Source organism: Geobacillus sp. Manikaran-105 (genome assembly GCF_002809955.1).
GTDB lineage: Bacteria > Bacillota > Bacilli > Bacillales > Anoxybacillaceae > Geobacillus > Geobacillus thermophilus.
In genome coordinates this window covers 36,777-62,821 of record NZ_PIJG01000012.1, presented here as the reverse complement: position 1 = coordinate 62,821, position 26,045 = coordinate 36,777, and the positions used below count along the sequence as shown (strand labels likewise).

The 26,045-nt window shown below is 53.0% G+C and carries 27 protein-coding genes; 14 read left to right on the top strand and 13 right to left on the bottom strand.

Annotated features, from left to right (window positions below):
• The first annotated feature begins 59 nt into the window (after nucleotides 1–59).
• The 5 genes from CV945_RS05565 (at nucleotide 60) to CV945_RS05545 (ending at nucleotide 6,422) form a co-directional block, all read left to right on the top strand.
• Nucleotides 60–1,343 carry a UDP-glucose dehydrogenase family protein gene (locus CV945_RS05565; RefSeq protein ID WP_100659312.1) on the top strand — a complete coding sequence of 428 codons (1,284 nt, stop codon included), beginning with the start codon at nucleotides 60–62 and terminating at the stop codon, nucleotides 1,341–1,343.
• On the top strand, nucleotides 1,340–2,296 hold the full coding sequence (locus CV945_RS05560) for an NAD-dependent epimerase/dehydratase family protein (protein WP_100659311.1): 957 nt from the start codon (nucleotides 1,340–1,342) through the stop codon (nucleotides 2,294–2,296). The genes CV945_RS05565 and CV945_RS05560 overlap by 4 nt, the downstream gene beginning before the upstream one ends.
• Nucleotides 2,293–3,447, top strand: coding sequence for a glycosyltransferase family 4 protein (locus CV945_RS05555; RefSeq protein WP_100659310.1), 1,155 nt, complete (start codon nucleotides 2,293–2,295; stop codon nucleotides 3,445–3,447). Before CV945_RS05560 ends, CV945_RS05555 begins: the two co-directional genes overlap by 4 nt.
• A gap of 264 nt (nucleotides 3,448–3,711) precedes the next feature.
• Nucleotides 3,712–4,812, top strand: a complete 1,101-nt coding sequence (locus CV945_RS05550) for a CotS family spore coat protein (RefSeq protein WP_100659309.1) — start codon at nucleotides 3,712–3,714, stop codon at nucleotides 4,810–4,812.
• A complete protein-coding gene (locus CV945_RS05545) occupies nucleotides 4,809–6,422 on the top strand; it encodes a glycosyltransferase family 4 protein (protein WP_100659308.1) in 1,614 nt (537 codons plus the stop codon). The genes CV945_RS05550 and CV945_RS05545 overlap by 4 nt, the downstream gene beginning before the upstream one ends.
• Before the next feature lie 123 nt (nucleotides 6,423–6,545).
• Here the strand turns inward: CV945_RS05545 and CV945_RS05540 are convergent, their stop codons facing one another.
• Together CV945_RS05540 and fabI are read right to left on the bottom strand one after the other, a co-directional pair.
• Complete coding sequence (locus CV945_RS05540) at nucleotides 6,546–6,956, bottom strand: CotO family spore coat protein (RefSeq protein ID WP_100659307.1); 411 nt, start codon at nucleotides 6,954–6,956, stop codon at nucleotides 6,546–6,548.
• 113 nt (nucleotides 6,957–7,069) lie between these two features.
• Complete coding sequence (gene fabI / locus CV945_RS05535) at nucleotides 7,070–7,846, bottom strand: enoyl-ACP reductase FabI (RefSeq protein WP_100659306.1); 777 nt, start codon at nucleotides 7,844–7,846, stop codon at nucleotides 7,070–7,072.
• Between the two features lie 198 nt (nucleotides 7,847–8,044).
• On the opposite strand from fabI, the gene CV945_RS05530 reads away from it, so the two are divergent.
• The gene (locus tag CV945_RS05530) at nucleotides 8,045–9,220 is read left to right on the top strand and encodes an FtsW/RodA/SpoVE family cell cycle protein (protein ID WP_100659305.1); all 1,176 of its coding nucleotides are present in this window, start codon (nucleotides 8,045–8,047) and stop codon (nucleotides 9,218–9,220) included.
• Between the two features lie 146 nt (nucleotides 9,221–9,366).
• On the top strand, nucleotides 9,367–10,104 hold the full coding sequence (gene prpE, locus CV945_RS05525; RefSeq protein WP_100659304.1) for a bis(5'-nucleosyl)-tetraphosphatase PrpE: 738 nt from the start codon (nucleotides 9,367–9,369) through the stop codon (nucleotides 10,102–10,104).
• 8 nt (nucleotides 10,105–10,112) lie between these two features.
• On the opposite strand, the gene CV945_RS05520 is transcribed toward prpE, so the two are convergent.
• The 4 genes from CV945_RS05520 to CV945_RS05505 all read right to left on the bottom strand — a co-directional run bounded on the left by CV945_RS05520 (nucleotide 10,113) and on the right by CV945_RS05505 (nucleotide 13,078).
• Nucleotides 10,113–11,012, bottom strand: coding sequence for an RluA family pseudouridine synthase (locus tag CV945_RS05520; RefSeq protein ID WP_100659303.1), 900 nt, complete (start codon nucleotides 11,010–11,012; stop codon nucleotides 10,113–10,115).
• A gap of 93 nt (nucleotides 11,013–11,105) precedes the next feature.
• Nucleotides 11,106–11,921: an NAD kinase gene (locus CV945_RS05515; RefSeq protein ID WP_100659302.1), complete on the bottom strand. Its 816-nt coding sequence runs from the start codon at nucleotides 11,919–11,921 to the stop codon at nucleotides 11,106–11,108.
• The gene (gene yjbM, locus CV945_RS05510; protein ID WP_033010443.1) at nucleotides 11,918–12,556 is read right to left on the bottom strand and encodes a GTP diphosphokinase; all 639 of its coding nucleotides are present in this window, start codon (nucleotides 12,554–12,556) and stop codon (nucleotides 11,918–11,920) included. Before yjbM ends, CV945_RS05515 begins: the two co-directional genes overlap by 4 nt.
• Nucleotides 12,557–12,700: 144 nt before the next feature.
• Complete coding sequence (locus CV945_RS05505; RefSeq protein ID WP_100659301.1) at nucleotides 12,701–13,078, bottom strand: UPF0738 family protein; 378 nt, start codon at nucleotides 13,076–13,078, stop codon at nucleotides 12,701–12,703.
• A gap of 135 nt (nucleotides 13,079–13,213) precedes the next feature.
• On the opposite strand from CV945_RS05505, the gene CV945_RS05500 reads away from it, so the two are divergent.
• The 5 genes from CV945_RS05500 (at nucleotide 13,214) to CV945_RS05480 (ending at nucleotide 16,288) form a co-directional block, all read left to right on the top strand.
• Nucleotides 13,214–13,804 (top strand): CYTH domain-containing protein, encoded by a 591-nt coding sequence (locus tag CV945_RS05500; RefSeq protein ID WP_033010440.1) that lies wholly within the window; start codon nucleotides 13,214–13,216, stop codon nucleotides 13,802–13,804.
• Nucleotides 13,801–14,424, top strand: coding sequence for a lytic transglycosylase domain-containing protein (locus CV945_RS05495; RefSeq protein ID WP_100659300.1), 624 nt, complete (start codon nucleotides 13,801–13,803; stop codon nucleotides 14,422–14,424). Before CV945_RS05500 ends, CV945_RS05495 begins: the two co-directional genes overlap by 4 nt.
• An 87-nt stretch (nucleotides 14,425–14,511) precedes the next feature.
• On the top strand, nucleotides 14,512–14,925 hold the full coding sequence (locus CV945_RS05490; protein WP_044743405.1) for a globin domain-containing protein: 414 nt from the start codon (nucleotides 14,512–14,514) through the stop codon (nucleotides 14,923–14,925).
• Nucleotides 14,918–15,811 (top strand): ClpXP adapter protein SpxH, encoded by an 894-nt coding sequence (spxH, locus tag CV945_RS05485; RefSeq protein ID WP_047817933.1) that lies wholly within the window; start codon nucleotides 14,918–14,920, stop codon nucleotides 15,809–15,811. Before CV945_RS05490 ends, spxH begins: the two co-directional genes overlap by 8 nt.
• Nucleotides 15,812–16,090: 279 nt before the next feature.
• The gene (locus CV945_RS05480; RefSeq protein ID WP_033010435.1) at nucleotides 16,091–16,288 is read left to right on the top strand and encodes a hypothetical protein; all 198 of its coding nucleotides are present in this window, start codon (nucleotides 16,091–16,093) and stop codon (nucleotides 16,286–16,288) included.
• Nucleotides 16,289–16,346: 58 nt separating this feature from the next.
• Here CV945_RS05480 and pepF read toward each other — a convergent pair whose 3' ends face one another.
• From pepF to mecA, 4 genes are all read right to left on the bottom strand, one after another.
• Nucleotides 16,347–18,212 (bottom strand): oligoendopeptidase F, encoded by a 1,866-nt coding sequence (gene pepF / locus CV945_RS05475; RefSeq protein ID WP_369827705.1) that lies wholly within the window; start codon nucleotides 18,210–18,212, stop codon nucleotides 16,347–16,349.
• Nucleotides 18,202–19,494: a competence protein CoiA gene (locus tag CV945_RS05470; RefSeq protein ID WP_232722018.1), complete on the bottom strand. Its 1,293-nt coding sequence runs from the start codon at nucleotides 19,492–19,494 to the stop codon at nucleotides 18,202–18,204. The genes pepF and CV945_RS05470 overlap by 11 nt, the downstream gene beginning before the upstream one ends.
• Nucleotides 19,495–19,683: 189 nt before the next feature.
• On the bottom strand, nucleotides 19,684–21,192 hold the full coding sequence (gene cls, locus CV945_RS05465) for a cardiolipin synthase (RefSeq protein WP_100659299.1): 1,509 nt from the start codon (nucleotides 21,190–21,192) through the stop codon (nucleotides 19,684–19,686).
• A 280-nt stretch (nucleotides 21,193–21,472) separates the two neighbouring features.
• Nucleotides 21,473–22,153: an adaptor protein MecA gene (gene mecA, locus CV945_RS05460; protein ID WP_100659298.1), complete on the bottom strand. Its 681-nt coding sequence runs from the start codon at nucleotides 22,151–22,153 to the stop codon at nucleotides 21,473–21,475.
• A 210-nt stretch (nucleotides 22,154–22,363) separates the two neighbouring features.
• Here mecA and CV945_RS05455 point away from each other — a divergent pair, with 210 nt between their 5' ends.
• Complete coding sequence (locus CV945_RS05455) at nucleotides 22,364–23,026, top strand: TerC family protein (RefSeq protein WP_100659297.1); 663 nt, start codon at nucleotides 22,364–22,366, stop codon at nucleotides 23,024–23,026.
• Nucleotides 23,027–23,076: 50 nt separating this feature from the next.
• On the opposite strand, the gene spxA is transcribed toward CV945_RS05455, so the two are convergent.
• A complete protein-coding gene (gene spxA / locus CV945_RS05450) occupies nucleotides 23,077–23,475 on the bottom strand; it encodes a transcriptional regulator SpxA (RefSeq protein ID WP_008878970.1) in 399 nt (132 codons plus the stop codon).
• Between the two features lie 303 nt (nucleotides 23,476–23,778).
• Between spxA and CV945_RS05445 the strand changes: the two genes are divergently transcribed.
• Nucleotides 23,779–23,961, top strand: a complete 183-nt coding sequence (locus CV945_RS05445; protein WP_011230317.1) for a hypothetical protein — start codon at nucleotides 23,779–23,781, stop codon at nucleotides 23,959–23,961.
• An 88-nt stretch (nucleotides 23,962–24,049) separates the two neighbouring features.
• Here the strand turns inward: CV945_RS05445 and CV945_RS05440 are convergent, their stop codons facing one another.
• Together CV945_RS05440 and CV945_RS05435 are read right to left on the bottom strand one after the other, a co-directional pair.
• Nucleotides 24,050–24,985 carry an ABC transporter ATP-binding protein gene (locus CV945_RS05440; RefSeq protein WP_033010429.1) on the bottom strand — a complete coding sequence of 312 codons (936 nt, stop codon included), beginning with the start codon at nucleotides 24,983–24,985 and terminating at the stop codon, nucleotides 24,050–24,052.
• On the bottom strand, nucleotides 24,978–26,039 hold the full coding sequence (locus CV945_RS05435) for an ABC transporter ATP-binding protein (protein WP_063165572.1): 1,062 nt from the start codon (nucleotides 26,037–26,039) through the stop codon (nucleotides 24,978–24,980). The genes CV945_RS05440 and CV945_RS05435 overlap by 8 nt, the downstream gene beginning before the upstream one ends.
• Nucleotides 26,040–26,045 lie beyond the last annotated feature (6 nt).

Genomic DNA, 26,045 nt, shown 5'->3' with positions numbered 1-26,045 from the left:
AAGCTTGTCCATTAATACGCTATAAAAGCCGGACATTTCGCGAAGGAGGTCTATAAGTCATGAACATTTGCATCATCGGTGCTGGCTACGTCGGACTGACCACTGCAGCCGTCCTTGCCGAACTGGGGCATGAGGTGCATTGCATCGATCATGACGAACAGAAAATCCGCCTGCTCAATGACGGAAAGATCCCGTTTTATGAGCCAGGATTGGAGGAACTGATCACCAAAAACTCTAATTATTTAACATTCAGCGGCCGCTGGGACTACATCAAACGGGCAGCCGTCATTGTCATTTGCGTCGGCACCCCGCCGCGGCCGGACGGCAGCACCGATTTGCGCTATATTGAAGCCGTGCTCGACCGCCTAGCGGCGACAGTAGAATCGTACAAAACGATCGTCACGAAAAGCACGGTCCCTCCGGGAACAAACGAATGGATGCGGGCGGAGCTCATCGGAAAAGGAACGGCGCCGCATTTGTTTCGCATCGTGTCCAATCCGGAGTTTTTGCGGGAAGGATCAGCCGTTTATGATATGTTTCACCCCGATAAAATCGTCGTCGGGCTCGAACCGGACGATGACCGATCGCTCGCCGTCATTCAAGGAATGTATGCCGGCATCAACGCCCCGTACGTCACAACGAGTTTGACCGGCGCTGAACTGATCAAATACGCCGCCAACGCCTTTCTAGCAATGAAAATCTCATTTATTAACGAAATGGCGCGCATTTGTGACGCGTTTGCGGTCGATGTCAACGACGTCGCCTATGGGATCGGCTTGGATCCTCGCATCAGCCCGCACTTTTTGCAAGCCGGACTCGGTTACGGCGGCTCCTGTTTTCCAAAAGATGTGAAAGCGCTCGAACATGCAGCGCGTTCACGGCAAGTGGAACCTCATTTACTGAAGGCCGTGCAGACCGTCAACACCACCCAACTCGATCTATGTCTTCAGAAGCTGCATGAGCAGCTCGCCCCACTGGCCGGCAAAAAAATCGCCGTGCTTGGCATCGCCTTTAAGCCCAATACGGATGATACGCGGTTTTCCCCCGCCGAATCGCTCATCCGCCGCTTAAGCGAAAGCGGGTGCACGGTCGCCGCCTATGATCCGAAGGCAAAGCTCACGGCTCCCCCCGCCAATGTCAAACAGGCAAAGTCTGTTTACGAAGCGGTTCGGGAAGCGGATGGTTTAGTGATCGCCACCGATTGGGACGAATTCCGAACGCTTGACTGGTCGCAAGTGAAAACGATGATGAACGGGACGCTCGTGTTTGATGGCCGAAATTGTTTGGACCGCCGCGCTGTCGAACAAAGCGGTTTATGCTATATGGGGGTGGGGCGCGGATGAACATTCTCGTCACCGGGGCAGCCGGGTTTATCGGCTCCCATTTATGTGAAAAATTGCTCGAAGATGGCCAACACCAGGTGATCGGCGTTGACAGCTTCATCGGACCAACGCCGGCGCCGCTCAAGGCGAAAAACATCGCCGGCCTGCAAGCCCATCCGCGGTTTGCGTTAGTTGAAGCCGATTTGCTGACTGCCGATTTGCCGGCGCTGCTGCAAGGGGTGGATGCGGTGTACCACCTAGCCGGCATGCCCGGTGTGCGTACGAGCTGGGGAACAGACTTTGCCGCCTATGCCGTCCATAACATTTCCGCCACCCAGCGGCTGCTTGAAGCGTGCAAAGACTTACCGCTTGAGCGGTTCATCTATGCTTCGACCTCGTCTGTTTACGGCGAGCAGAGCGGCAGGCTGTCAGAATCTCTCGAACCGCTTCCGCTCTCCCCGTACGGCATTACAAAGCTGACCGGCGAGCATTTATGCCGCGTCTATTTTCGCGAGTTCGCCGTACCGATCGTCATTTTGCGCTATTTCACCGTCTATGGCCCGCGCCAGCGCCCGGACATGTCATTCCACCGCTTTATCCGCCAGCTGCTGGCCGGCCAGCCATTGACCGTCTTTGGCGACGGAACGCAATCGCGCGATTTTACGTATATTTCCGACTGCATTTCCGGAACGGCAGCCGCCCTCGAGCGCAAGGAAGCTGTCGGGCAAACGATCAATATCGGAGGGAAAGAACGGGCATCGGTTCATGACGTGATTCACCTGCTGGAGTCGCTGACGGGAAAACAGGCGACCATCCACTATGCGCCGGCCGCCCGCGGGGAGCCGAAACAAACGTGGGCCGACTTAACGAAAGCGGAGCAGCTGCTCGGGTACAAGCCGGTTGTGACACTTGAGAACGGCCTGCAAAAAGAAATCGAATACATCCGTTCATTGTATGGGGATGAACGTTCATGAACATCGCTTACGTTTGCACAGAAAAACTGCCTGCCCCGGCGGTGCGGGGCGGGGCCATTCAAGTGATGATCGACGGGATTGCCCCCTTGATCGCCCGCCGCCATGATCTGACGATTTTTTCCATTGATGATCCGCTTTTGCCGTCAGAAGAGACAAACGGACGCATCCGCTACATCCGTTTTCCAAAGGCCACTTATGAAACAGACGTAGCCCGTGCGCTTTCGGCGTGCAAGTTTGATGTCGTCCACGTCTTCAACCGGCCCGTTGCGCTCGCCGATTACCACGCCGCGGCGCCGCACAGCGCCTTTGTATTGAGCCTCCATAACGATATGTTTTCGCCTCTGAAAATCACAGCAGAGCAGGCAGAGCGGGCGCTCAACGCCTGCACCTTGCTGACGGCTGTCAGCGAATACATCAAACGGACGGTAACCGGCCGTTACCAAGTCGATCCTCGGAAAGTCAAGGTCATTTATTCCGGAGTCGATCTGGCGCCATACGTTCCTGCCTGGACGGAAGAAGGAAAGCGCATCCGCCGGGCCGAACGGCAAGCGTACGGGCTTGCCGACCAACCAGTCATCCTGTTTCTCGGCCGGCTCAGCAAAACAAAAGGACCGCATTTGCTTCTGCAATGCTTGCCGTCCCTGTTGGCCCGCCATCCGGAAACAGTGCTCGTCATTGCCGGCGGGAAGTGGTTTAGCGACAACAGCCGAAGCGAATATATCGACTGGCTGCATGAGCTGGCGGCACCGTTTGTGGAGCACGTCATCTTCACAAACTACATCCCGCACAGTCGCATTCCGAAACTGTTCTTAATGGCCGACGTGTTTGTGTGCAGCTCGCAATGGCACGAGCCGCTCGCCCGCGTTCATTACGAGGCGATGGCCGCCGGCATTCCGGTCATCACGACCAACCGCGGCGGCAACGCCGAAATCGTCCGCCATGGCGAAACCGGACTAGTCATCGACGACTATCCAAACCCGCACGCTTTTTTGGAGGCGATCGATTACATCCTTTCAAACAAACAGGAGGCGGAAACCATGGCAAAAAACGCACGAAAGCTCGTTGAAGAGCAATTTCAATTCGAACATGTGGCCCAGCGGTTTGAAACTGTTTATACGGAAGCACACTCCTCTCTTTTTTCAGACCAATAAGGCTGCCTAATGGTTTTTTAAGGCGGTCTTTTCTTTTGTCCCCAGCCCGCTTCGGCAAAACCGGCCACACCGCTTTTTTGGCCGTCGCCGCCCCCGTTAATGACCTCCCGCCGCATCCGGCGTCAGCAGCCGCAACCGAGGCATAGAAGAAATATCCTTACAGTAATGAGCTTACCCAATCCAATTTCCTTCTACATACATACCCTAGTAGCAATCCCTCATCTTTTGAGGAAACCATCTGAAATACCCGGCAGGAGGGATAGCGTGAAGCCGATCGTCATTGAACCGTGGCCTGTTGATGAAACGACCCATGAATTTTTTGTCCCTGATTATATTATCCAGCTGGCAGAAGAGGTGCTGAAACACTACGATTTATCCGTTCAAAATATGCAAATCGTCACAACCAAACCGGATAAAGGGGGGGCGATTTGGAAACTCGAAACAAAATCTGGCCCGAAAAGTTTGAAACTGCTGCACCGAAGGCCAACAAGAAGCTTATTCAGCTTGGGAGCGCAAGAATACCTGGCAGAGGTGCGCAAGGCGAGAGTGCCGCCGATTGTCAAAACGAAGAGCGGGAACAATTATGTGGAAGCAGGCGGAAAACTGTGGTTTGTGGCCGAATGGATTGAACCGTTGACGCCAGTCACAAAAGATTTGGAAGGGGCCAAGCAGCTTTGTTACGCCCTTGGCGAATTCCATCGCCTAAGCAAAGGATACATCCCTCCGCAGAAGGCAGAAATGGCCTCACGGCTACACAAATGGCCAAAAAACTATGAAAAGATGATCACCAAAATGAGCTGGTTTCGGAACATTGCCCACTGTTACCGTGAAATGCCGGCAAGCTCGCCATTGCTGGAGGTCATCGATCAATTTGAAGAACAGGCGCGAAAAGGCATGGAACGATTCCGTCAATCGAAATATTGGGAGCTAGTCGGACAAGGGACGACTGGTTGGGGATTGGCTCATCAAGACTATGGTTGGTCCAACGGCCAAATGGGAGCGGACGGAATGTGGATTATTGACCTTGATGGAGTGGCGTTTGACCTTCCCATTCGCGATTTGCGAAAACTCATCAGCGGCACCATGGCGGATTTATACCGGTGGGATGCAAAATGGGTTCGGGAAATGATTCTCGCGTACCATGAAGCGAACCCGATCACGCCTGAATTGTACGAGATTTTGATGATTGACTTGGCCATGCCAAACGAATTTTACAAAAACATCAAAGAAATGGTCTACGAGCCCGAAATCTTCCTCAATGAACAAACAGCGCAATTAACTCGAACAATCGTCGAAACTGACCAGTCAAAATGGCCCGTATTGGCGGAGATCGAAAAAGACTGGAAAGGAGTGGGGCCAACGTGAAGATTTTGATGGTTTGCACAGAAAAACTCCCCGTTCCCCCTGTGCTCGGCGGGGCGATCCAAACGTATATTGCCGGCATTCTCCCACATGTAAGCCGCTTCCATGATATCACCATTTTGGGCATCAGCGATTCATCGCTACCCGAAGAGGAAACGATCAACGGGGTTCATTACGTGCGCGTACCGGGCAAAGTATTTGAAATATACCGGGAAAACGTTGTTCGTTATGTGGAAGCGAACGAGTTCGATCTCATCCACATCTTTAACCGCCCCCGCCTTGTCCTTCCGATCCGGCAGGCGGCTCCTTACGCCAAAATTACGTTAAGCATGCACAACGATATGTTTCATCCGGAAAAAATCGACCCGGATGAGGCAGCGGCAGCCATCGCAGAAGCAGCCTCCATCGTAACGGTCAGCGATTATATCGGCCATGTCATCCGCAGCCTATACCCGCAGGCATCGCCAAAATTGCGCACGATTTATTCAGGGGTGGACAGTGAACGATTTTTGCCGGGGAACCATCCCAAAATGCAAAAAATCCGCAGCGACATCCGACGGGCGTATGGACTCGAAAACAAAACGGTCATTTTGTTCGCCGGCCGCCTGTCGCGCAATAAGGGAGTCGACAAACTCGTTTTGGCATTGCCGGAGCTGGCCAAAAAGTTTAAAGACATAGCGCTTGTCATTGTCGGAAGTAACTGGTTTAGCGAAAACGATATTACCGATTATGTCGCATACGTAAGAGCGCTGTCCAAAAGAATGCCTGTGCCCGTCATCACAACAGGCTTTGTCTCCCCAAATGAAATCCAAAATTGGTTTGCGGCTGCTGATGTGTTTGTCTGCACTTCCCAATGGCAGGAGCCGTTGGCGCGCGTCCATTACGAAGCCATGGCGGCAGGCCTTCCGATCGTCACGACAGCCAGAGGCGGCAATCCAGAAGTCATTTTGGCGAATGAAAATGGCCTGATCGTGGAAAACCCAGAGAACCCAAGCGATTTCGCCGACAAGATCGCCCAAATATTATCCAATACATCTTTGATGAAAAGAATGGGCGAAAAAGGACGCGAGCTGGCTGTTTCGCTGTATCATTGGGAGCGGGTCGCTTCGGAGTTATTGGAAGTGTGGGAGCAAGCCAAAGAATTCGAATCAACAGCTGCTCTCACAACAGAACTGCAAACAGAAGAGGCATTCGGACAACCGGTGTCGCCTCAAACGGACCCAAAAGAAACGGAACGGTCGAAAAAGAATACAGCGGCGCGGACAATGCCTCCCAAAACAGAAAAAGCGAATGTGAAAAACGAAAAACGGAAGAAAAAACGTGCCGCCTCACTGGCAGACGATCAACAGAGCGCCAAACAAAAAGAGGCGATGGCGTCACAAACCGAAAGCGCAAAAGGCGCTCCTGCCCCCCGGAACGTGCAAACCGGCCGCCATTCGAAACCTTTTACTATTGCAAGCGGCAACCGACAGATGCCAGGCTCGGCGACAAAAACGCATTTGAACCGCAAACGGGCTCAAGCAAAACATGATGACAAGCCTTTTGCAATTGCAAGCCTTCCGGGCGCAAATGGACCATCGTCAGCAAGAAAAGCGGCAAGCCTCAAAAAATAAACCGCAAGCCAAACGGGAATGTCTCCTGCAACAGTGAGGGGCGGCATGAACTATGGCCATCCCTTTCCCGACGATGCACCGCATCCGGGCAACGCTGTGCTTCGACGCGGGAAAGGGAAACCGTTATGGCAGAAATCCGATCATCGTTACGGAAACAAGTCCGGCGCGGCCGATAACGGTTTCGTTCCCCCGCTCGTCGGCGATCACCAATTCATCCGCTGTGCATCGCTTCAGCACACCTTCATAGCTTTGCTCCTGCGTGACAAACTGACATTTAAGCGGCGGCAAATGGCCGGGCAGCTTTGTTAAAAAGACGAGCTGTTCGTCAAGCGGCATCGCTTGAAATTCCTTTTTGGAAAGAAACGCCTTCGTTTCTTCTCTTGTTTCGTCTTGTTCATCGATGGCGCCTATTGCCGTCTTTTCTGTCCGGCTGGTCCACGTAAACGTCTCTTGCATATGCACAGTGACGCGCACCGGTTTCGGCTGTACGATGTAAAGCAACGGCTCTGTTTCCATCGCCTTATGTTTGCGCATGCCGATCCTCCTTTCATGCTTGCCTTCTTTCTATATGTATGCCCCCCGTTCCAACAAATTGCTCTTCAGACAAAAAACAGCCGCTCCGTATTTGGAACGGCCGGCTGGCTGCTTTAATATCCCAAAATGTGATACCCGGAATCGACATGAATAATTTCCCCGGTGATGCCGCGCGACAAGTCGCTGAACAAAAACAGCGCCGCATCGCCGACTTCTTCCTGCGTCGTCGTCCGGCGGAGCGGAGCGCGTTCTTCGATTTGCTTTAAAATCGAGTTGAAATCGCTCACCCCTTTGGCCGACAGTGTGCGAATCGGTCCAGCGGAAATGGCATTGACGCGGATGCCGTATTTGCCCAAATCGTTCGCCAAATATTTCACGCTCGCATCAAGCGACGCTTTCGCCACACCCATAATGTTGTAGTTTTGCACGACGCGCTCGCCGCCTAAGTACGTAAGGGTGACGATGCTACCGCCTTCCGTCATCAGCTCTTTCGCTTCACGAGCCACCGCGGTGAGCGAATACGCACTGATGTTATGGGCGAGCAAAAAGCCTTCGCGGCTGACATTCATATACTCACCGCTCAAGTCTTCTTTATTGGCATAGGCGATGCAATGAGCGACGCCGCGGATGACGCCGACTTGTTCTTTGATTTGCGCGAAACATTGAACGATGTCTTCGTCTTTTGCCACATCGCACGGCAGCAGAAGGGAGCGTTCATCCCCAAGCGTATCGACCAGCGCCCGCACCTCTTTTTCAAACCGCTCGCCGGCATACGTAAACACCAACCGAGCGCCGGCAGCATGAAGCGAACGAGCAATGCCCCAGGCGATGCTTCGTTTGTTCGCCACCCCCATCACGACATATGTACGTCCTTCCAATGATAAGACCATTCGTTCATCCTCCCAATTATCATTTATTCTTAGCACCAGGTGTTAATTCTATTATAGGCGATGCGGCAAACAATGTAAATGCGCGCTTTCTTTTTGCCTTTTGGCTCCTTCATGCTGCCGGCGGTTTTTCCCACTTTGCAAAACCGACTCAATTCGCTAATATGGTATATGGTACATTTGAATGGAGAGGATCGTTCCATGGATCATGACCGTTTTTCCCAATCGAAGCTTGATTATCACTTATTATTTCTTTTATTCTTAATGGCCGTGGTGAGCGCCATCGCCATTCACAGCGCGGAGCCGATGCTTCCCGAGAAGCTGCAGAACGTCAACTTCGCTTCCAAGCAGCTGCAATGGTACGTGATCGGCGCCGTCGTGATTGCGTTCACCATGATCGTCGACTATGATCGGCTGTTTCAAATCGCTTGGTATTTGTACGGATTCGGGATGCTGCTGTTGCTTGGGCTGGAATTGAACGTCCCAGGATCAGTAACCATTAAGGGGGCGACGAGCTGGTATCATCTACCTGGAGGCAACTTTCAGCCATCCGAGCTGATGAAAATTTTTATGATCATCGTCCTAAGTCGCATCATCGTCAACCATCGGGAAAAATATCCCGAACCGACGATCAGCGATGATTTTAAATTGCTTGGCAAAATCGCTTTGACCGTCTTGCCGCCGCTCATTTTGCTCGCCAAGCAGCCAGACATGGGCATGTCGATGGTGTTTATGGCCATCACCGCCACCTTGGTGCTCGTTTCCGGCATCCGCTGGCGCATCATTTTCGGCATCGTCTTTTCCGGAGTGGCGGCCGTGGCATCCATTGTATTCATATACTTTTATTTTCCGGACTTTTTTCATAAATATATCATTGAAGAAGATTACCAATTAAACCGGTTTTACGGATGGCTCGCACCGTATGAATATTCGACCGACCAAGGGTTTCAGCTCATCCGTTCGTTGATGGCCATCGGCTCGGGGGAGCTGTACGGGAAGGGGCTCGGCAATTTACAAGTGTACTTGCCTGAGGCGCATACCGACTTTATTTTCGGGGTTATTGCCGAACAGTTCGGATTTGTCGGCTCAAGCATCGTCGTGTCTCTCTTTTTCCTGCTCATTTATCGCATGATCCATATTGCCTTGGAGAGCAACGATTTATACGGCAGCTATTTATGTGCCGGCGTCGCGGGCATGATTACGTTCCAAGTGTTCCAAAACATCGGCATGACGATCGGGCTGCTGCCGATCACCGGGCTGCCGCTGCCGTTTATCAGCTACGGAGGAAGCTCGCTCGCCACGTACATGCTGGCGATCGGCCTTGTCTTAAATGTCCATTCGCGGACGCGGAAATTTATGTTCGCGAGCGATGAATAGCCGCTTGCCCATTACCGGCAGGCGGCTTCGTTTTTGCCGGCCGCCACCCATTTTGCGGCTGTCCCGGCGCAATCTCCTCTTTTCTTTCTATTGTCTGACGGACATACTGGTAGTATACCGACCATAGTCAGAAAGGAGAGCATCCTATGGCCATTGACATTATCGGCGATATTCATGGCTGTCGCCGAGAATTTGTTGCGTTGACAGAAAAACTAGGGTATGTATGGAACGAAGGGATTCCCGTTCATCCTGGCGGCCGAAAGCTCGGGTTTGTCGGTGATTTGACCGATCGCGGTCCTGAATCGCTGAACATGATTGAGATCGTCTCCGCCCTTGTCGAGCGAAAGCTGGCTTACTACGTGCCGGGCAACCATTGCAATAAGCTGTACCGCTTCTTTTTAGGGCGCAACGTGCAAATCGCCCATGGTCTTGAGACGACCGTCTCCGAGTACCGCACCTTGCCTCCAAGCGAACAGGAGATGATCCGCCGCAAGTTCATCCGCCTGTATGAACAGGCGCCGCTGTACGCCGTTTTGGATGAGGGGCGCCTTGTCATCGCCCACGCCGGCATTCGCCATGATTATATCGGGCGGACGGATCAAAAAGTCAAGACGTTCGTCCTATACGGAGACATCACCGGCGAAACGAACCCGGACGGGACGCCGGTGCGCCGCGACTGGACGAAGCGGTATCGCGGCGACGCATGGGTCGTCTATGGCCATACGCCTGTCAAAACTCCGCGGTTTGTCGGACGAACCGTCAACATTGACACCGGCTGTGTGTTCGGCGGTGCGCTCACTGCGTTGCGCTACCCGGAAATGGAGACCGTCTCGGTTCCGTCATCGATGCCATACGTTCCGGAAAAATTCCGTTCGTTCCCGTAACCGGCGCTTCATGAGCGCACCGTTTCAATGAGATGCGCCATGTCCCCGGGAAGCGGAGCGGCAAATGTCAACCAGCGGCGCGCAAACGGATGGAAAAACGAGAGCTGACGGCTATGGAGCGCCTGGCGGTCGATCATCTCCCGACTCCCGCCATAGAGGTCATCCCCAGCGAGCGGATGGCCAACATAAGCCAAATGGACGCGGATTTGGTGCGTACGCCCGGTTTCAAGCTGCAGCGACACGTGCGTATAGCCGCGAAGCCGCTCGAGCACCCGGAAATGAGTGACCGCCGGCTTGCCGTCCTCCCGCACTTCGCGGGCGATGATGCTGTCTCCCCGGCGGCCGATCGGCGCATCAATCGTCCCTTCGTCATCAACCATGACACCGTGGCAAATGGCCTCATATGTGCGCGCCACCTTCCCTTTTTGCTGGAGCGTGGACAACAAATGGTGAACGTGGCGGTGCTTGGCAACGAGCACAAGCCCGGACGTGTCGCGGTCCAATCTTGTCACAATATGGACGGTTGAATCGAGCCGCTGCCTTCGGTAATGGTGCAGCAGGCCGTTGGCAAGCGTTCCGCCCGGATGATGGCGCGACGGGATCGTGGCCAACCCGGCCGGTTTGTCAACGACAAGGACGTAATCATCTTCGTACACGATATGAAGCGGCATCTCTTCCGGATCCATCCAATCGCTCGTCCGCTCCGGCGGAAACACAACCGACAGCGTCTCACCAGCGCGCAGCACGCGGCGGACCGTGACTGGGCAGCCGTCAATCAACAACGCCCCTCCATGGAATTTAATATCGGTAAGCGCGGTTCTTGAAATGCCCATCTCCTGCAAAAACTGGCGCAGTAGCTTTCCGTCATGTTGTTGATCGATCAAAACGGTCAGTGTAAACGGCGGCATGTTTGTCTACCTTTCCATCAAAATCGTGATCGTGTACCGACGCCGGCGCGCTTCCTCCGCCGAAACAGCAGCCGACCAGCAGCCGGATGGGCATCAATCGGCGATGAACGAATCGCGCACCCGCCGCCAAAACGGAAACGGCCGAAAGCGGGCGAAACGCACCTTTTCATCGGCCACCCGGCATTGAATCGATTTGACTTCTTTATGTACGAGCGACAAATGGTCGACCGTAATTTGAAAATCGACGTGGTTGACCGGCTTGAGTAAACACGTATGGTGCGCCGGCAGCACGAGCGGCGAACCGATTGTCCGAAACACGCGGTTGTTGATCGACGCCATCTCGGTCACTTGAATCGCCTCGAGCGACGGGTGCAAAATCGCCCCGCCGAGCGCCTTATTATAGGCCGTACTCCCGGTCGGCGTGGAAATGCACAGCCCGTCGCCGCGGAACCGCTCAAACAAATCACCGCGAATTTCAACATCCATGACGAGCGTCCCACTCACACATTTCACCGTGCATTCGTTGAGCGCTAAATACTTCGCCTCGCGCCCACCGTTAATGTAACGAATCGTCACCTCAAGCAGCGGGTACTCCACCACTTGATACGGTGTTTTGGCGATGGCAATCACGAGCTTTTCGATTTCTTCCGGCACCCAATCGGCATAAAAGCCGAGATGGCCGGTATGGACGCCGACAAACGCCGTCTTGTCCAACCGATGGCAATAGCGATGGAACGCGTACAACAGCGTTCCATCCCCGCCGACGGAAATGACCAAATCCGGCGCTTCCTCATCATAGCGCAAATCAAAATCAAGCAAATACGTCTTCATCTTCTGCGCGAGGGCGTTCGACACATCATCCCCTTTTGACGTAATGGCGAAGGCCAGCGGCGCATCAGTTCGTTTCATTGTCCTTCCCCTTTTGCTTCTTGTTTTCGTGAAAAGGCGGCCTGCGCTTCTTGAATTTCAACGCGGATTTTCGACATTTCCTCATCGAGGCGGTAGGCAGCCTCCGCCGCGCGCTGCAGCCGGGCTTTAATATCTTCCGGAAAGCGGCCGCTGTATTTGTAGTTCAGAGAGTGTTCGATCGTCGCCCAAAAGTTCATCGCCAGCGTGCGGATTTGAATTTCCGCCAAAATATTTTTCTCGCCGCGGATCGTCTGCACCGGATACCGAATGACGAGGTGGTATGAACGATAGCCGCTTTCTTTCTTTTGCGTGACATAGTCGCGCTCCTCGACGATTGTAAAATCGTTGCGCTGGCGCAGCAGCTCGACGACCGTTTTAATATCGTCGACAAACTGGCACATGATGCGCAGTCCTGCAATATCTTGCATCTCTTCCTCGAGGCGGTCGAGCGGGATGTTTTTCTTTTGCGCCTTGTCTAAAATGCTGGCAACCGGCTTCACGCGTCCGGTGACAAACTCAATCGGCGAGTGCGCTTCAATCATCTCAAACTGGGCGCGAATGCCTCGCAACTTTACTTTCAGCTCTTCGACTGCCTGCTTATACGGGGCTAAAAACAAATCCCAATGGTTTACCATCGTACCACCTGCCTATCTATTTTCAAATTCCTGACAGCCTGGGCCAAGAGAAAGCATCCGCACCTTCCCAGCGCCGCTTTGACGGTAAGCGGCCTTTGGCGCGCTCCGCCTCCCCTTACGCCCAAAGGCAGGCAACCGGACGGCTCATCCGGTAAAAAACATCTCTTGTACTGCTCGTTCAAGCACCTCGCCATAGTTGGCGTTGTCACGAATATTTTCGAGCAAATATGACAATTCATCGTGAAACTGTTCAAGTTCGAGCACTTCTCCCCCGCATTGAAGCCAAACCGGTTCCTTGGCGTCAAGCGCCTCTTTCAGCTCGGGCCACCATGGCTTCGGAACCATGACATATAGAAAGCGATCCTCGGTTTCCAATATATACACAAACGCCAATGCATCTGAGTCAACAAGCATATGGCGCTTCGGCATAACACCGGCGGGCAAAACAAGCGCATCATCAACCTTCAGCCAGAGCCGGCCGTCTTTTCGCTCTGCCCGCTCGACGATCCATTTTTCGTTCATGCTTTCTCTCCTTCCACACCAACCATCCGCCCTTTATTTTACCATATTCAGCCTATGCGGGCGAAATAATTGATATTCGCCGAAAAACAGCTGATAATAGAGGGAGACGATGATCTTTCCCGAGGGAGATTCACGATGCATCAAGAGGTCGAAATCGAATTGAAAAACTTGTTAACGGCAGCGGAATTTGCGGCCGTCCGCGCCGCCTTCCGGTTGGATGATGGCGCTTTCTTCCGCCAGGAAAACCATTACTTTGACACTCCGTCATTCGCCTTAAAAGAACGGGCGGCAGCGCTGCGCATCCGGGCGAAAGAAGGGCGGTTTACGCTGACGCTGAAACAAACGCGGGCGGATGGGGCGCTTCTCGAGACGCACGTGCCGCTCACCCCTTCCGAAGCGGAGGCGCTGCTCACGGGCGTGCCGCTGCACGGAACGATCGCGGCCTTGCTTGCGGAACTGGGCATTGATCCATCCAACGTGCGCCATTTCGGCTCTCTTGTCACCGAACGCGCCCAATGGCCGTACGAAGGTGGTACGCTTTTCCTTGACCGCAACTTCTACTTGCAAAGCGAAGATTACGAACTTGAGTATGAAGTGGATCACGTGGAAGCGGGTGAAAAGCGGTTTTTGCGCCTGCTTGAGGCGCTCGGCATCCCGCGCCGCCCGGCGCCAAACAAAATCGCCCGCTTTTACGCCCGCATGAAAGAAATGGAGGAAAGACGATGACCGTTTCGCCATTAAAGCTGCTCATCGAATGGCAGGCGCTCCATGCGTTCTCACCCGGACGCTCCAGCCTGTTGCCATCGCCGGTGCCATCCTTGTTTTCAAGCTTGCTTGCCGAATCGCTCAGCCGCGGTGAGGAATCGTCTGCCGAGGCGCCTCAAGCTGCCCTAAGCGGTCAGCCCCCGGCGCCCGCCGGCCATCGCAGCGCCCCGCTCGAACATGAAGCGGGTGCTGCAACCAACTCATCTTCTTCCATCGATGCTTTCATCGCGGCGGCAGCGGAAAAATACGACGTTGACCCGCAGCTCATCCGCGCCGTCATTCGCCATGAGTCAAATTTCCGTCCCGATGCGAAAAGCCCGGCTGGAGCGCTTGGACTCATGCAGCTCATGCCAAGCACGGCAAAAATGCTCGGCGTCCACAACCCGCTTGATCCGGCGCAAAACATCGACGGCGGCGTAAAATATTTGCGCCAGCTCCTTGACCGGTACAACGGCAATATCACTCTCGCCTTAGCCGCCTACAACGCCGGGCCCGGGCACGTCGACCGCTATGGGGGCGTGCCGCCATTTGCCGAAACGCGGGCGTATGTCGAACGCGTGTTGAACAGCTACCGCACATAAACGAGCGGCGCTCGAGGCACTTTGTTTGAGATCCATGCGTGCTGTTGATAAAATAGCAATCAAACGACAGCTAAAGGAGCATCCGCGATGGGAGGACAATGGCAAACTCTTTATGAAGCAATCGGCGGAGAAGAGACGATTGCGAAGCTGGTCGAAGCGTTTTACCGCCGCGTGGCCGCGCATCCAGACTTGCGGCCCATTTTCCCTGACGATTTGACGGAAACCGCCCGCAAGCAAAAACAGTTTTTAACACAATATTTAGGCGGCCCCCCTCTTTACACGGCAGAGCATGGACACCCCATGCTGAGGGCGCGCCATCTCCGCTTTGAAATCACGCCGAAGCGGGCGGAAGCATGGCTTGCCTGCATGCGGGCAGCCATGGACGAAATCGGCTTGTCCGGGCCGGCGCGCGAACAGTTTTATCACCGGCTCGTACTCACCGCCCATCATATGGTCAATACCCCAGATCATCTGGACAGAAAGGAGCATACCCTTGAGTGAGAAGTTTGCTGGGAAGACGACATCAACTTGCTACCCTTCCCAGCCGCTAGGCAACACGAACAAACCGCTCGAGCTGTATTTGTTTATCGATCCTTTATGCCCGGAATGCTGGGGGCTTGAACCAGTCATCAAAAAACTGACGATCGAATACGGCCGTTTTTTTACCTTAAGGCACATATTGAGCGGAACATGGGCGACATGGGGCGCGCACAAAGGAACAAAGCCGGAGGCAATGGCCAAAGCATGGGAATGGGCGGCTTGCCGCACCGGCATGTCATGCGACGGCAGCGTTTGGCTCGAAAATCGGATTTCAAGCCCGTTCGCCCCATCGCTCGCCATTAAAGCGGCGGAAATGCAAGGAAAGCGGGCCGGCCTCCGCTTTTTACGCAAGCTGCAAGAACAGCTCTTTCTCGAAAAACAAAATGTCTCTGATTTGTCGGTGCTCGCCGAATGCGCCGCCGAAGCTGGTCTTGACGTCGATGAATTTCTGCGCGATATGCACTCACCGGGAGCGGTAAAAGCGTTCCAATGTGATTTGAAAATCACGTCGGAAATGGATGTCGACGAAATACCGACGCTTGTCTTATTTAATGAAAACATTGAAGATGAAGGCATTAAAATTTCCGGATGCTATCCGTATGACATTTACGTCGAACTGATCGCCGAAATGCTTGGCTTCCATCCCAAGCCGTCTCCTCCCCCTCCACTGGAATCATTTTTAAGCCATTTTAAGTTCGTCGCCACGAAAGAAGTTGCCGTTGTGTACAATTGGACCATCCAAGAAGCGGAAACGGAAATGAAAAAGCTGCAGCTGAAACAAAAGGTCGAGCGGGTGCCTGTCAAGCATGGAACGTTTTGGCGCTATATCGAAAAAGCCCGCCTGTAGCGTGCGACCGACAAGAAAAAGCCCGGCCGAAGCCGGGCTTTTTCTTGTCGTCAAGACAACAAAGGGGATGGGAGAATTTGTTCACGGTCAAACAAAGGGGTATCAGGTTTTGTCTTCCGTTCACATCTTTATCTTACCAAACGCCCGACCGGATTGACAACCCGTTTGCTCGTTTGTTCACATTATTGTCATAATTCCCTTCCCCGTCGCTGTTTGTCATGACTGCATGGACAGCGGACATATATTGAACATAAAAGAACCGAGAAAGAGGCGAACAACGTGAAAAAACGAATCGTTTTATGCGTTTGGGCGGCAGCGGCCATCGCCGCATTTTTCCTTAACCTTTTAGGCCTTATGCGGCTGCTTCCCTTGTGGGCGACGATGCCGCTGTTGTTTTTGACGCTGCTTGGACTCGTGGCGTCTTGGAACCGCCGCCGCCAGTTTAAGGGATTTTCGTCAAAACGGCTGCGGCTGTAGGGAAAATAAGACGATATACGTTTTTCGATATGGATGCAGGCGTGGAGCTGCATCCATTTTATTTCCCAAGCAGCCGCTCCATTTCCTCAAGTTTTTCCGCAAATACTTGGCATGCCTGGCGGATCGGCTCGGCGCTCGTCATATCAACGCCGGCTTTTTTCAGCACTTCGATTGGGTAGTCCGAGCTGCCGGCTTTTAAAAAGTCAATGTACCGTTTCACCGCCGGTTCGCCTTCCTCTAAGATTTGTTTGCTGAGCGCTGTTGCCGCGCTGAAGCCGGTCGCATATTGGTACACATAATAGTTGTAATAAAAATGCGGAATGCGCGACCATTCCAAGCCGATTTCTTGGTCGACCACAATCTCATCGCCAAAATACTTTTTGTTTAAATCATAATAAAGCGAGGTGAGCGTCTCAGCCGTTAACGCTTCGCCCTGTTGCGCCTTCAGGTGGATCAGATGCTCGAATTCCGCAAACATCGTCTGCCGAAAGACAGTGCCGCGGAATCCCTCAAGATAATGGTTCAACAAGTACAACCGTTTCTTCTCATCATCAATCGTTTTCAGCAAGTGATCGTTCAAGAGCGCTTCATTGCACGTTGACGCCACTTCAGCGACGAAAATCGAATAATGGGCGTACGGATACGGCTGCGTTTTGCGCGTATAGTAGCTATGGACCGAGTGGCCAAACTCATGGACGAGCGTAAACAAGTTGTGAACGTTGTCCTGCCAATTGAGCAAAATGTACGGATGGGTGCCATACGCTCCCGACGAATACGCACCGCTCCGCTTCCCTTTGTTCTCGCGCACATCGACCCAACGGTTGTCAAGCCCTTCTTTGACGATCGCTACATACTCCTCGCCGAGCGGCGCCAGCCCGTCAAGCATATATTGCTTCGCTTCCTCGTACGTCACGTCCATTTTCACATCTTGCACAAGCGGCGTGTACAAGTCATACATATGGAGCTCGTCAAGCCCCAACACTTGTTTGCGCAGCCGCACATAGCGATGCAAAAGCGGCAAATGTTCATGAACCGTGGCAATCAAGTTGTCGTACACGCTCTCCGGGATGTTGTTGGCATCGAGCGCCGCTTGGCGCGCCGATTCATAACGGCGGACGCGGGCAAAAAAGTTATGTTTTTTCACCGTTCCGGCAAGCGTGCTGGCAAACGTGTTTTGAAACTTTTCGTACGTATGGTACACCGCATGGAACGCATCGCGGCGGACGCGGCGGTCAGTGCTCTCCAAAAAGCGGATGAACCGGCCGTGCGTGACTTCGACTTCCTCACCGCTTTCATCGATGATCGTCGGAAACGTCAAATCAGCGTTGTTAAGCGCGCTGAACGTATTCGATGTCGCCTGCATAACCTCGGCCGCCTGCGCCAATAACGCTTCCTCCTCCGCCGACAACACATGCGGGCGCTGGCGTGTCACTTCGTCTAAGGCGTGCGCGTATAAGCGAAGCGGCTCGTATTGCTCAAGAAACGAACGAAGCACCGCTTCATCGATGGATAAAAGTTCTGGGACGATGAACGCCATGGCGCTCGACGCCTCGCTGTATAAGCCCTTCACGCGGTCATTCAGCCCTTGGTAAAACGAGTTGGTCGTATCTTGGTCATAGCGCATATGGGCGTATGTATACAGCTTGCCGAGGCGCATGGATACTTCATCCTGGTATTGCAACGCTTCATACAGCACTTGCGGCGATTGCCCAAGCCGTCCTTTGTACTCGCCGAGCTTTGGGATCATCGCTTTCACCTGTTGGAACTCTTGCTCCCAGGCGTCATCAGTCGGAAAAATATCCTCAAGCCGCCACGTTTCCTCGACGGGGATTTCGCTCCGGGACGGAAGCGATTTTTTGGCCTTATTGTCTCCCACCTTTATGTCCCTCCTTTTAATATCGATACACGAATTATTATTCACCATTTTTGGCTGTTTTTCCTGTCTTTTGCTTATTTTTTCCGCCTCCTGACATCTCGAGCGCTGTCCAGTACGAGGCAAGCGCCGGCGTCCGCTCGATTTGCTCAAGAAGGGCGGCATCTTGGCGAATGACATCTTCGACCGTCGCCGGGAATGACAGCGGTTTGGCTAAGTACAACTGTCCACCGTCCTTGCAACGTACGTAGCCAAGCAGCCTGAGCCAATGCACATATTCGCTGACCGCCTGTCGGTAATCATCCCGTCCAACAAGCGGCAGCCGGCGCGGCATAAGCCGTCCGGTGCGGATTTGCTCGTCGACCCATCCCAACAACGACGCCATCGTGACCGGCCGCCCGGGCTGCCTGAGGAACGGCAAAAGCACGTACGTCTGCCAAATGAACGGCGCCGTCTCCCATAAATACCCCCGCGGCACTGGCCAGCCTGCTTCGGTCGGAAACAGTGACGGAACGATGCCCGCCTGGTAAAAATCAGCACAAATGCGGCGCACGGTTTGGTTCGGATAAAGCGGAAACGTCCGCCGCCATTGTTTTTTTCGTTCGAGCCATCGCTCCCAAAACTCGGATGGAAGCGGCAGCGGGCAGGGGGCCATCCAATCGGGGAACGAAAACGACGAAAGCGGAATCGAATCGACCACGGCCAATGTTCGCTGCACCGATAGCGGCAACGGGCGAAAAAGACGGATGAAGCGTTTCGTCTCTGGACTGTAGTACCATATATGTGGAACGACTGAATGTGGAGCGCGATGGGCAAACAACCATTGAAACCGGGAGAGCTGCACTTCCCCCGAATATTTTGGCGAACGCCGCAAATGATGGGCTCCTAACACCCACAACGGGCGGATGCCAAGGAGACGGTAGCCGTCATTGCGTTCGCGAAACAGCGATTCATCGATCGTGGAACATTGGTATTCGAGGGCATAAAGGTGTGGGCCATGGCGGAACAATACGTCAGGACGCTGCTTGATGGCGGGCAAATACGGCTCGAGCTTCGCCTCCATGCCTTGGCGAATGAGCCACGCGAACAAGTCTCGCTTCCCAGTTAAGTGACGCTCCGACTCCGGTTCATGCTCGACCGGGCAGGCCGCCCCTTTTCGATGGGCGAAATGCGGCAAACGGTAGCGGCCCGACCGGAGCACCACTTCTTGACGGCACGCGGGACAAAAAAACGGTTCCTGTCGTTTCAGGCGCATCAGCCCCTCTCGTTCCCATCTTTCCGCCCCGGCAAGCGAAACCGTCCTGCCATCAGCGGCGAGAGCGACAAACAACATGATCACTTCCTTTCCAGTAAAAAATAGTTGTCCGTGAGCGGGAACAGCTGGAATTGTTCTCTGCTGCCCCCCCTTCACCGTTCGGTTCTTCCCTTTTATTCGTTGACCATCGCCGGTTTTCCTGCCCAAAGCCAAACTGCGTCGAAAAAAGTCCGCCGATTCGGCGGACTGGCGTTTACAAGCGGTTGGTTACAACAGAGGCGACAACAGCCGGGAGACCGATTCAGCGATACGCACCCGGAACGGGCGCTGTTGAAACTGTTCGTAGTCGATCATGGAAGCGTGGCGAAAATCTTCCAAAAAGTCGCGGACGAGTTTATGAATGCTGTCGGTATAATACAAAAAGGCGTTCACTTCAAAATTCAAATGAAAACTGCGCATATCCATGTTCGCTGTGCCGATTGAAGCCAGCTCGCCATCGACGACAATGACTTTGCTGTGCAAAAACCCGCGTTCATACTCATAAATTTTTACCCCTGCCTCCAGCAACTCTGGGAAATACGAGCGAGAAGCGTAAAAAACGATTTTTTTGTCCGGCCGCTTCGGCGCAAGCACCCGCACATCAATGCCGCTTAGCGCTGCCACTTTCAGCGCCGTCAAAATGTCTTCATCCGGCACAAAATACGGCGAAGCCACCCAAATCGACCGTTTCGCTGCTGTGATCATAGCAAAATACAGCTGCTTAATGACCTCCCACTTTTGATCCGGACCGCCGGCGATGAGCTGGACGCCGCCTTGCCCTTCTTCTACAATGAGAGGCGGCGACAAGTAGTCCGGCGTCAGCAGCCGCTCTCCCGTCATATAATACCAATCTTGCAAAAAAATAAGCTGCAACGTCCGGACTGCTTCGCCCCGGATCAACAAATGCGTGTCGCGCCAAAATCCGAAATACTCGTTTTTTCCTAAATACTCGTCGCCAATATTCAGCCCGCCGACAAAGCCAACACTCCCGTCAATGACGATGATTTTCCGGTGGTTGCGGAAGTTGATTTGGTTGCTTAAAAACGGCAGGCGCACCGGCGAAAACGGGATCATCTCAACCCCGGCAGCGCGCAGCTCTTCGATATAATCGTTCGACAGCTTCCAGCTGCCGACAGCATCATACAAAAAACGGACGCGCACACCTTGGCGCGCCTTTTCTATCAAAACACGCTTCAGTTTTTGTCCGATTTCATCATGACGAACAATATAATATTCCAAGTGGATATGATGCTCCGCTTTCTCCAACTCAGCAAAAATCGCCGCAAACGTCTCGTCGCCGTTGGTCAATACTGCCGTTTGCGATGCCAATGACACAGGGTGTTGGCCAATGCGGTAAGCAAGATGCAACAACGGACGCTGATGGGCAGCCATGGGCAGCCGCTCGATCGCAATCGGCGACGGCTCTTGAAACCTTAACAGCACCGCCTCATCAAAATCCGCTTTCTTTTTAAAGCGACGCTGCTGCCAGTAGTTGCGTCCGAACAATAAATAAAACAAAAAGCCAACGATCGGGAAACTGCCTAACACCGCCAGCCAGGCGATCGTTTGTGCCGGCTTTCGGTTTTCAAGCGAAATGACAAAGGCAATAAACACCACTGAACAAGAGATGAGCACGCTGAAAATGCCGAGGAGCTTCCCTTCCCAATAATCGTGCGTCAAAGCCAGCAACAGGCCGACGATGCCAGCAAGAATGGCCACTCTTGATGCGTTTCTCAACCAAACCCCTCCAACTGATGTTCCTCTTTCCCCTTATTCTTTATACTTGACTTCACGGCCAACGGTTTCACGGTTTTCCCTTCTCTTTCCTATCTAGAAGGGTCGGGAAAGCAGCCATTTTCGAAATCAGTGACCGACGGGTGCGAAAAAGCGTGCTGTTATAAAGCTTCTCCATTTGAAAACAACAGGGTCAACCCGCGTTTTCTGTCCGCCCCCTCCAAGCGCCCCAACAAAGAAAACGCCGATTTCTGGCGGCGAAATCGGCGAATGAACGAAAAGGTTATGGAGCTGGAAAATACCGTTTTACGGTCTCAAGCGCATTGTCGCCCATAATTTCAGTTCCGTATTCCTCAAGGCGGTAAATCGTCAGCTGTGAATCGTTTCCGTATTCCAGAAGAAGGCTGAGCATATTGTCGATATCATGCTCGCTATATTGTTCGGTAAATTGTACGAACAAGTAATAACGCCCTTCAAACTGGAATAAACGATTCGACAAACTTGAAAAGTCGGCGCGGTGAGCCAAGGAGATGACGTCTTCAATGTCTTTGAACGAAATGATAAATTGAAGCACGTCTTGTGCTTCTTCGTCTCCGGCCGCATTGTTCCGCCCGAAATGGAAGTGATGGCCGAACAGCGATTCGATCTTCTCATCAGCCGAGAGCGAAAACTCGCGCCATTTCTCTTCTGGAAGCGGCAGCTCGAGCTTGCTGCCGTCTTTGGACAGCTGCGCTTTCGTTACAACAACCTCAAGTCCTTTCTCAAGCGCCTGCACTTGAATCCAAAGCGGACCGTCAAGCGAAAAATCGCTTTCGCCGTGAACCTCATCCATCATTTCCCAAAACAATTCTTCGCTTCGTTCCCGATTGTACCAAATTTCCTCGCGGTCAAAGCCGCGCTCCTCTATATCAACATAGGAAATGTAGAACTTCACCGTATGTTCATTGATGCGTTCGATTTCCATTTCTCAACTCTCCCTTCTAAAACAGAGAAATAAAAAAGGAAGGGATTGTGCCCCTGAAACTATTTAAATCAAAACTTATGATCTTGTACTTTTATTTTATGATAAAAAGCGAAAGAAGGGAAATAAAAAAACGTATTTTTAAAAATTGGTTATGAAACCGGCCATGTCCTACTATAATGGTGATGAACACGGACGGAATGAGGGACGTCTATGGTGGATGAATATTTCATCTCGATTTTATTAATCATTGGCATCGATGTCATTCTCGGCGGGGACAATGCGGTTGTCATTGCGTTAGCAAGCCGCAACTTGCCGGAACAAAAGCGGAACATCGCCATTGTCCTCGGCACGGCGCTGGCGATCGCCGTCCGCATTTTGCTGACCGCAGCGGTCGTATGGCTGTTGACCATCCCGTTTCTGCAGCTAGCTGGCGGCCTCCTCCTGTTTTGGATCGCCTTGAAGCTCATGGGGCAAAAAGACGAAAAACATGCCGCCATTAAAGCCGAACCGTCGCTTTGGAAAGCCGTCCAGACGATCGTCGCCGCCGATGTCGTTATGGGCATGGACAACGTCATCGCCATCGCCGGAGCATCCCAAGGACATATGGGGCTTGTCATCTTTGGCTTTCTTTGTTCTGTTCCTATCATCATTTTAGGCAGCAAAATCATCCTTTATGCCATGGAACGGTTTTCGTTTCTGATTTATGCCGGCGGCGCCCTTTTGGCATACACAGCCGGAAACATGATCACTGCCGAAGAGCGGTTGCGTCCGTTTTACGACCCGCGCTGGGAGGCGTTGTTTCCGGTCTTAACGGCCGTTCTTGCCGTTTTGCTCGGCTTTGCAGCCAACCGGCGGACGCGCGCCGTGCGCTGACCGGCAAGTGTGAAAAAACTTCTACATGGCAAGCCATGTAGAAGTTTTTCTTACCCGTTTACCAGCCGCTGCGCTTCGCGGAGTTGGTAGGCCCGCACTTTGCGCGGCAAAAAACGGCGGATTTCATCTTCGTTATAACCGACTTGCAGCCGTTTTTCGTCAATGATGATCGGCCGGCGCAAAATGCCTGGGTTTTTCTGAATCAGCTCGTACAAATCTTGCAACGGCAAAGATTCCAAGTTAATGTTCAACTTTTGGAACACTTTCGAACGGGTCGAAATGATTTCATCCGTTCCCGTTTCCGTCATCCGCAAAATTTCTTTAATCTCTTCAACCGTGAGCGGTTCAGAGAAAATATTGCGTTCGACATAAGGAATATCGTGCTTCTCGAGCCACGCCTTCGCCTTCCGGCATGACGTGCAGCTCGGTGATGTGTATAGTTTGACCATTTTGATCACTCCTTTTTCACAAGGAATCCCTTGCTTCCCTCGTCCGTCAGACGACAGACGTGCACCGCTATGCCGGTTTGACGTCTGACAGCATAGCGACACGGCCTGGACGCCAGTCTGGCGATCAGCCGCTTTGCCAATCGTTTGCAAATTGAAATGACTTTAACATGATATATTATACAATACATCGGCCAAGAAAGATATAGTTTTTCGATGATAAATGCAATTTTCTTTCTTTCCTCTTCCAAAGTGAAGGCAAATCCTCTACAATCAAAGTAGAAAAGGAAAAGGGAGGAAGAACCGATGGCCGGCTATTTCATCGACTTTGCCATTGCTTCGGCATTGATCGTCGTCCTCACCGCATTGATGGGGAACATCAGCAACACGATCGGAGAGCGGATGTTCGGCCGAAACAAAAGTGGAAAGCATGTCGAGGCCTCCCGCCGCATCCAACAAGGATGGAAAGTCGTCGGGGGAAAAAAATAACGCGCCAAAACAGGCGCATAGGCGGGTGCCGCCTCTTTCACCGTTCGCACCATGCGGCGGTGAAAGAGCGGCGCTTTTTTCGATTCGGCTAGGCATACATCGCCCGATACCGCTTATATTCTTCCTCTGAACAAAGCACAAAATGGCCAGGCGTAATTTCGCGGAATTCGAGTTCCTCTCCGTCTTTGTAGCCATGTTGCGCCGGGTCGTACATGATCCGCTTGCGCGTCCGCTCCGTTTCCGGATCTGGAAGCGGAATAGCGGAGAGCAATGCCTTTGTATACGGATGGATCGGATTGCGGTACAGCTCTTCCGATTCAGCGAGCTCGACCATTTTCCCGAAATACATGACGCCGATCCGGTCGCTGATGTATTTCACCATCGATAAGTCATGGGCGATAAACAAATACGTCAGCCCTTTTTCCCGCTGCAGCCGCTTGAGCAAGTTGACGACTTGCGCTTGGATAGAAACGTCAAGCGCCGAGATCGGCTCATCGGCGATGATGAATTCCGGCTCGACGGCAAGCGCCCGGGCGATGCCGATCCGCTGACGCTGACCGCCGGAAAACTCATGCGGGTAGCGGCTCGCATGCTCGCGGTTCAACCCGACCGTCTCAAGCAGCTCATAGACGCGCTGCATCCGCTCCTCTTTCGTTTTCGCCAATCCGTGGATGTCAATGCCCTCAGCGATAATGTCGGCGACCGTCATCCGCGGATTGAGCGACGCATACGGATCTTGGAAAATCATTTGCATTTTTCGGTTTAACTCTTTCAGCTCTTTTTTTGATTTTTTGCCGTGTACGTTAACGCCGTTAAACAGTACTTCTCCGTCTGTCGCCTCATACAGCCGAATGATCGTCCGCCCCGTTGTCGACTTGCCGCAGCCCGACTCGCCGACAAGGCCGAACGTTTCCCCTTTATAAATGTCAAAGGTGACGCCGTCGACCGCTTTGACGACCTCGCCGCGGCCGGCCGGGAAGTATTGTTTTAAGTTTTTCACTTCAAGCAGCTTTTGCTTAGCCACGCGGCTTCCCTCCTTTCCGGGCGACGATGTCAGCAAACCGTTTCATCCGTTCGCGCACGATCGCCGGCGGTTCCACTTTCGGTGCCTTTTCATGCAACAGCCATGTCGCCGCATAGTGCGTATCAGACACTTGGAACATCGGCGGCTCGAGCTCATAGTCGATTTTGAGCGCATACGGATTGCGCGGCGCAAACGCATCGCCTTTTGGCGGATTTAACAAATCCGGCGGCGAGCCCGGGATCGAATACAGCTCCGTATCTTTATGATCAAGGCTCGGCATCGAGGCGAGCAATCCCCACGTGTACGGATGTTTCGGATTGTAAAAAATTTCATCCACCGTGCCGATCTCCACGATTTTCCCGGCATACATCACCGCCACTCGATCGGCCATGTTGGCGACAACCCCTAAATCATGGGTGATGAAAATAATCGACATGCCGAGCTTTTTCTGAATGTCTTTCATGAGCTCCAAAATTTGCGCCTGAATCGTCACATCCAGCGCGGTCGTCGGTTCATCGGCGATCAAAATTTTCGGATTGCACGCCAAGGCGATGGCGATGACAACACGCTGGCGCATTCCGCCGGAAAATTGGTGCGGGTATTGCTTCATGCGCAGCTCGGCGTTTTTAATGCCGACCAGCTGCAATAGTTCAATCGCCCGTTTGCGCGCTTCCTCTTTCGACAGCTTTTGATGTTTTAAAATCGATTCCATAATTTGCTTTCCGATCGTCATCGTCGGGTTGAGCGACGTCATCGGATCTTGGAAAATCATCGAAATTTTCGCCCCGCGGATCGATTGCATGTCTTTCTCCGACAGCTTGGTCAAGTCTTTTCCTTCAAATAAAATTTCCCCTTGCTTGATTCGGCTCGGCGGCGTCGGCAACAGGCGCATCAACGCCTTGGATGTCACGGATTTCCCAGACCCCGACTCGCCGACGATCGCCAGCGTTTCTCCCTTATACAAGTCGAACGTGACGCCGCGAACCGCCTGCACTTCACCGGCGTGGATGTCAAAGGAAATATGCAAATCGTTCACCTGCAAAATTTTCTCCATCGGTTT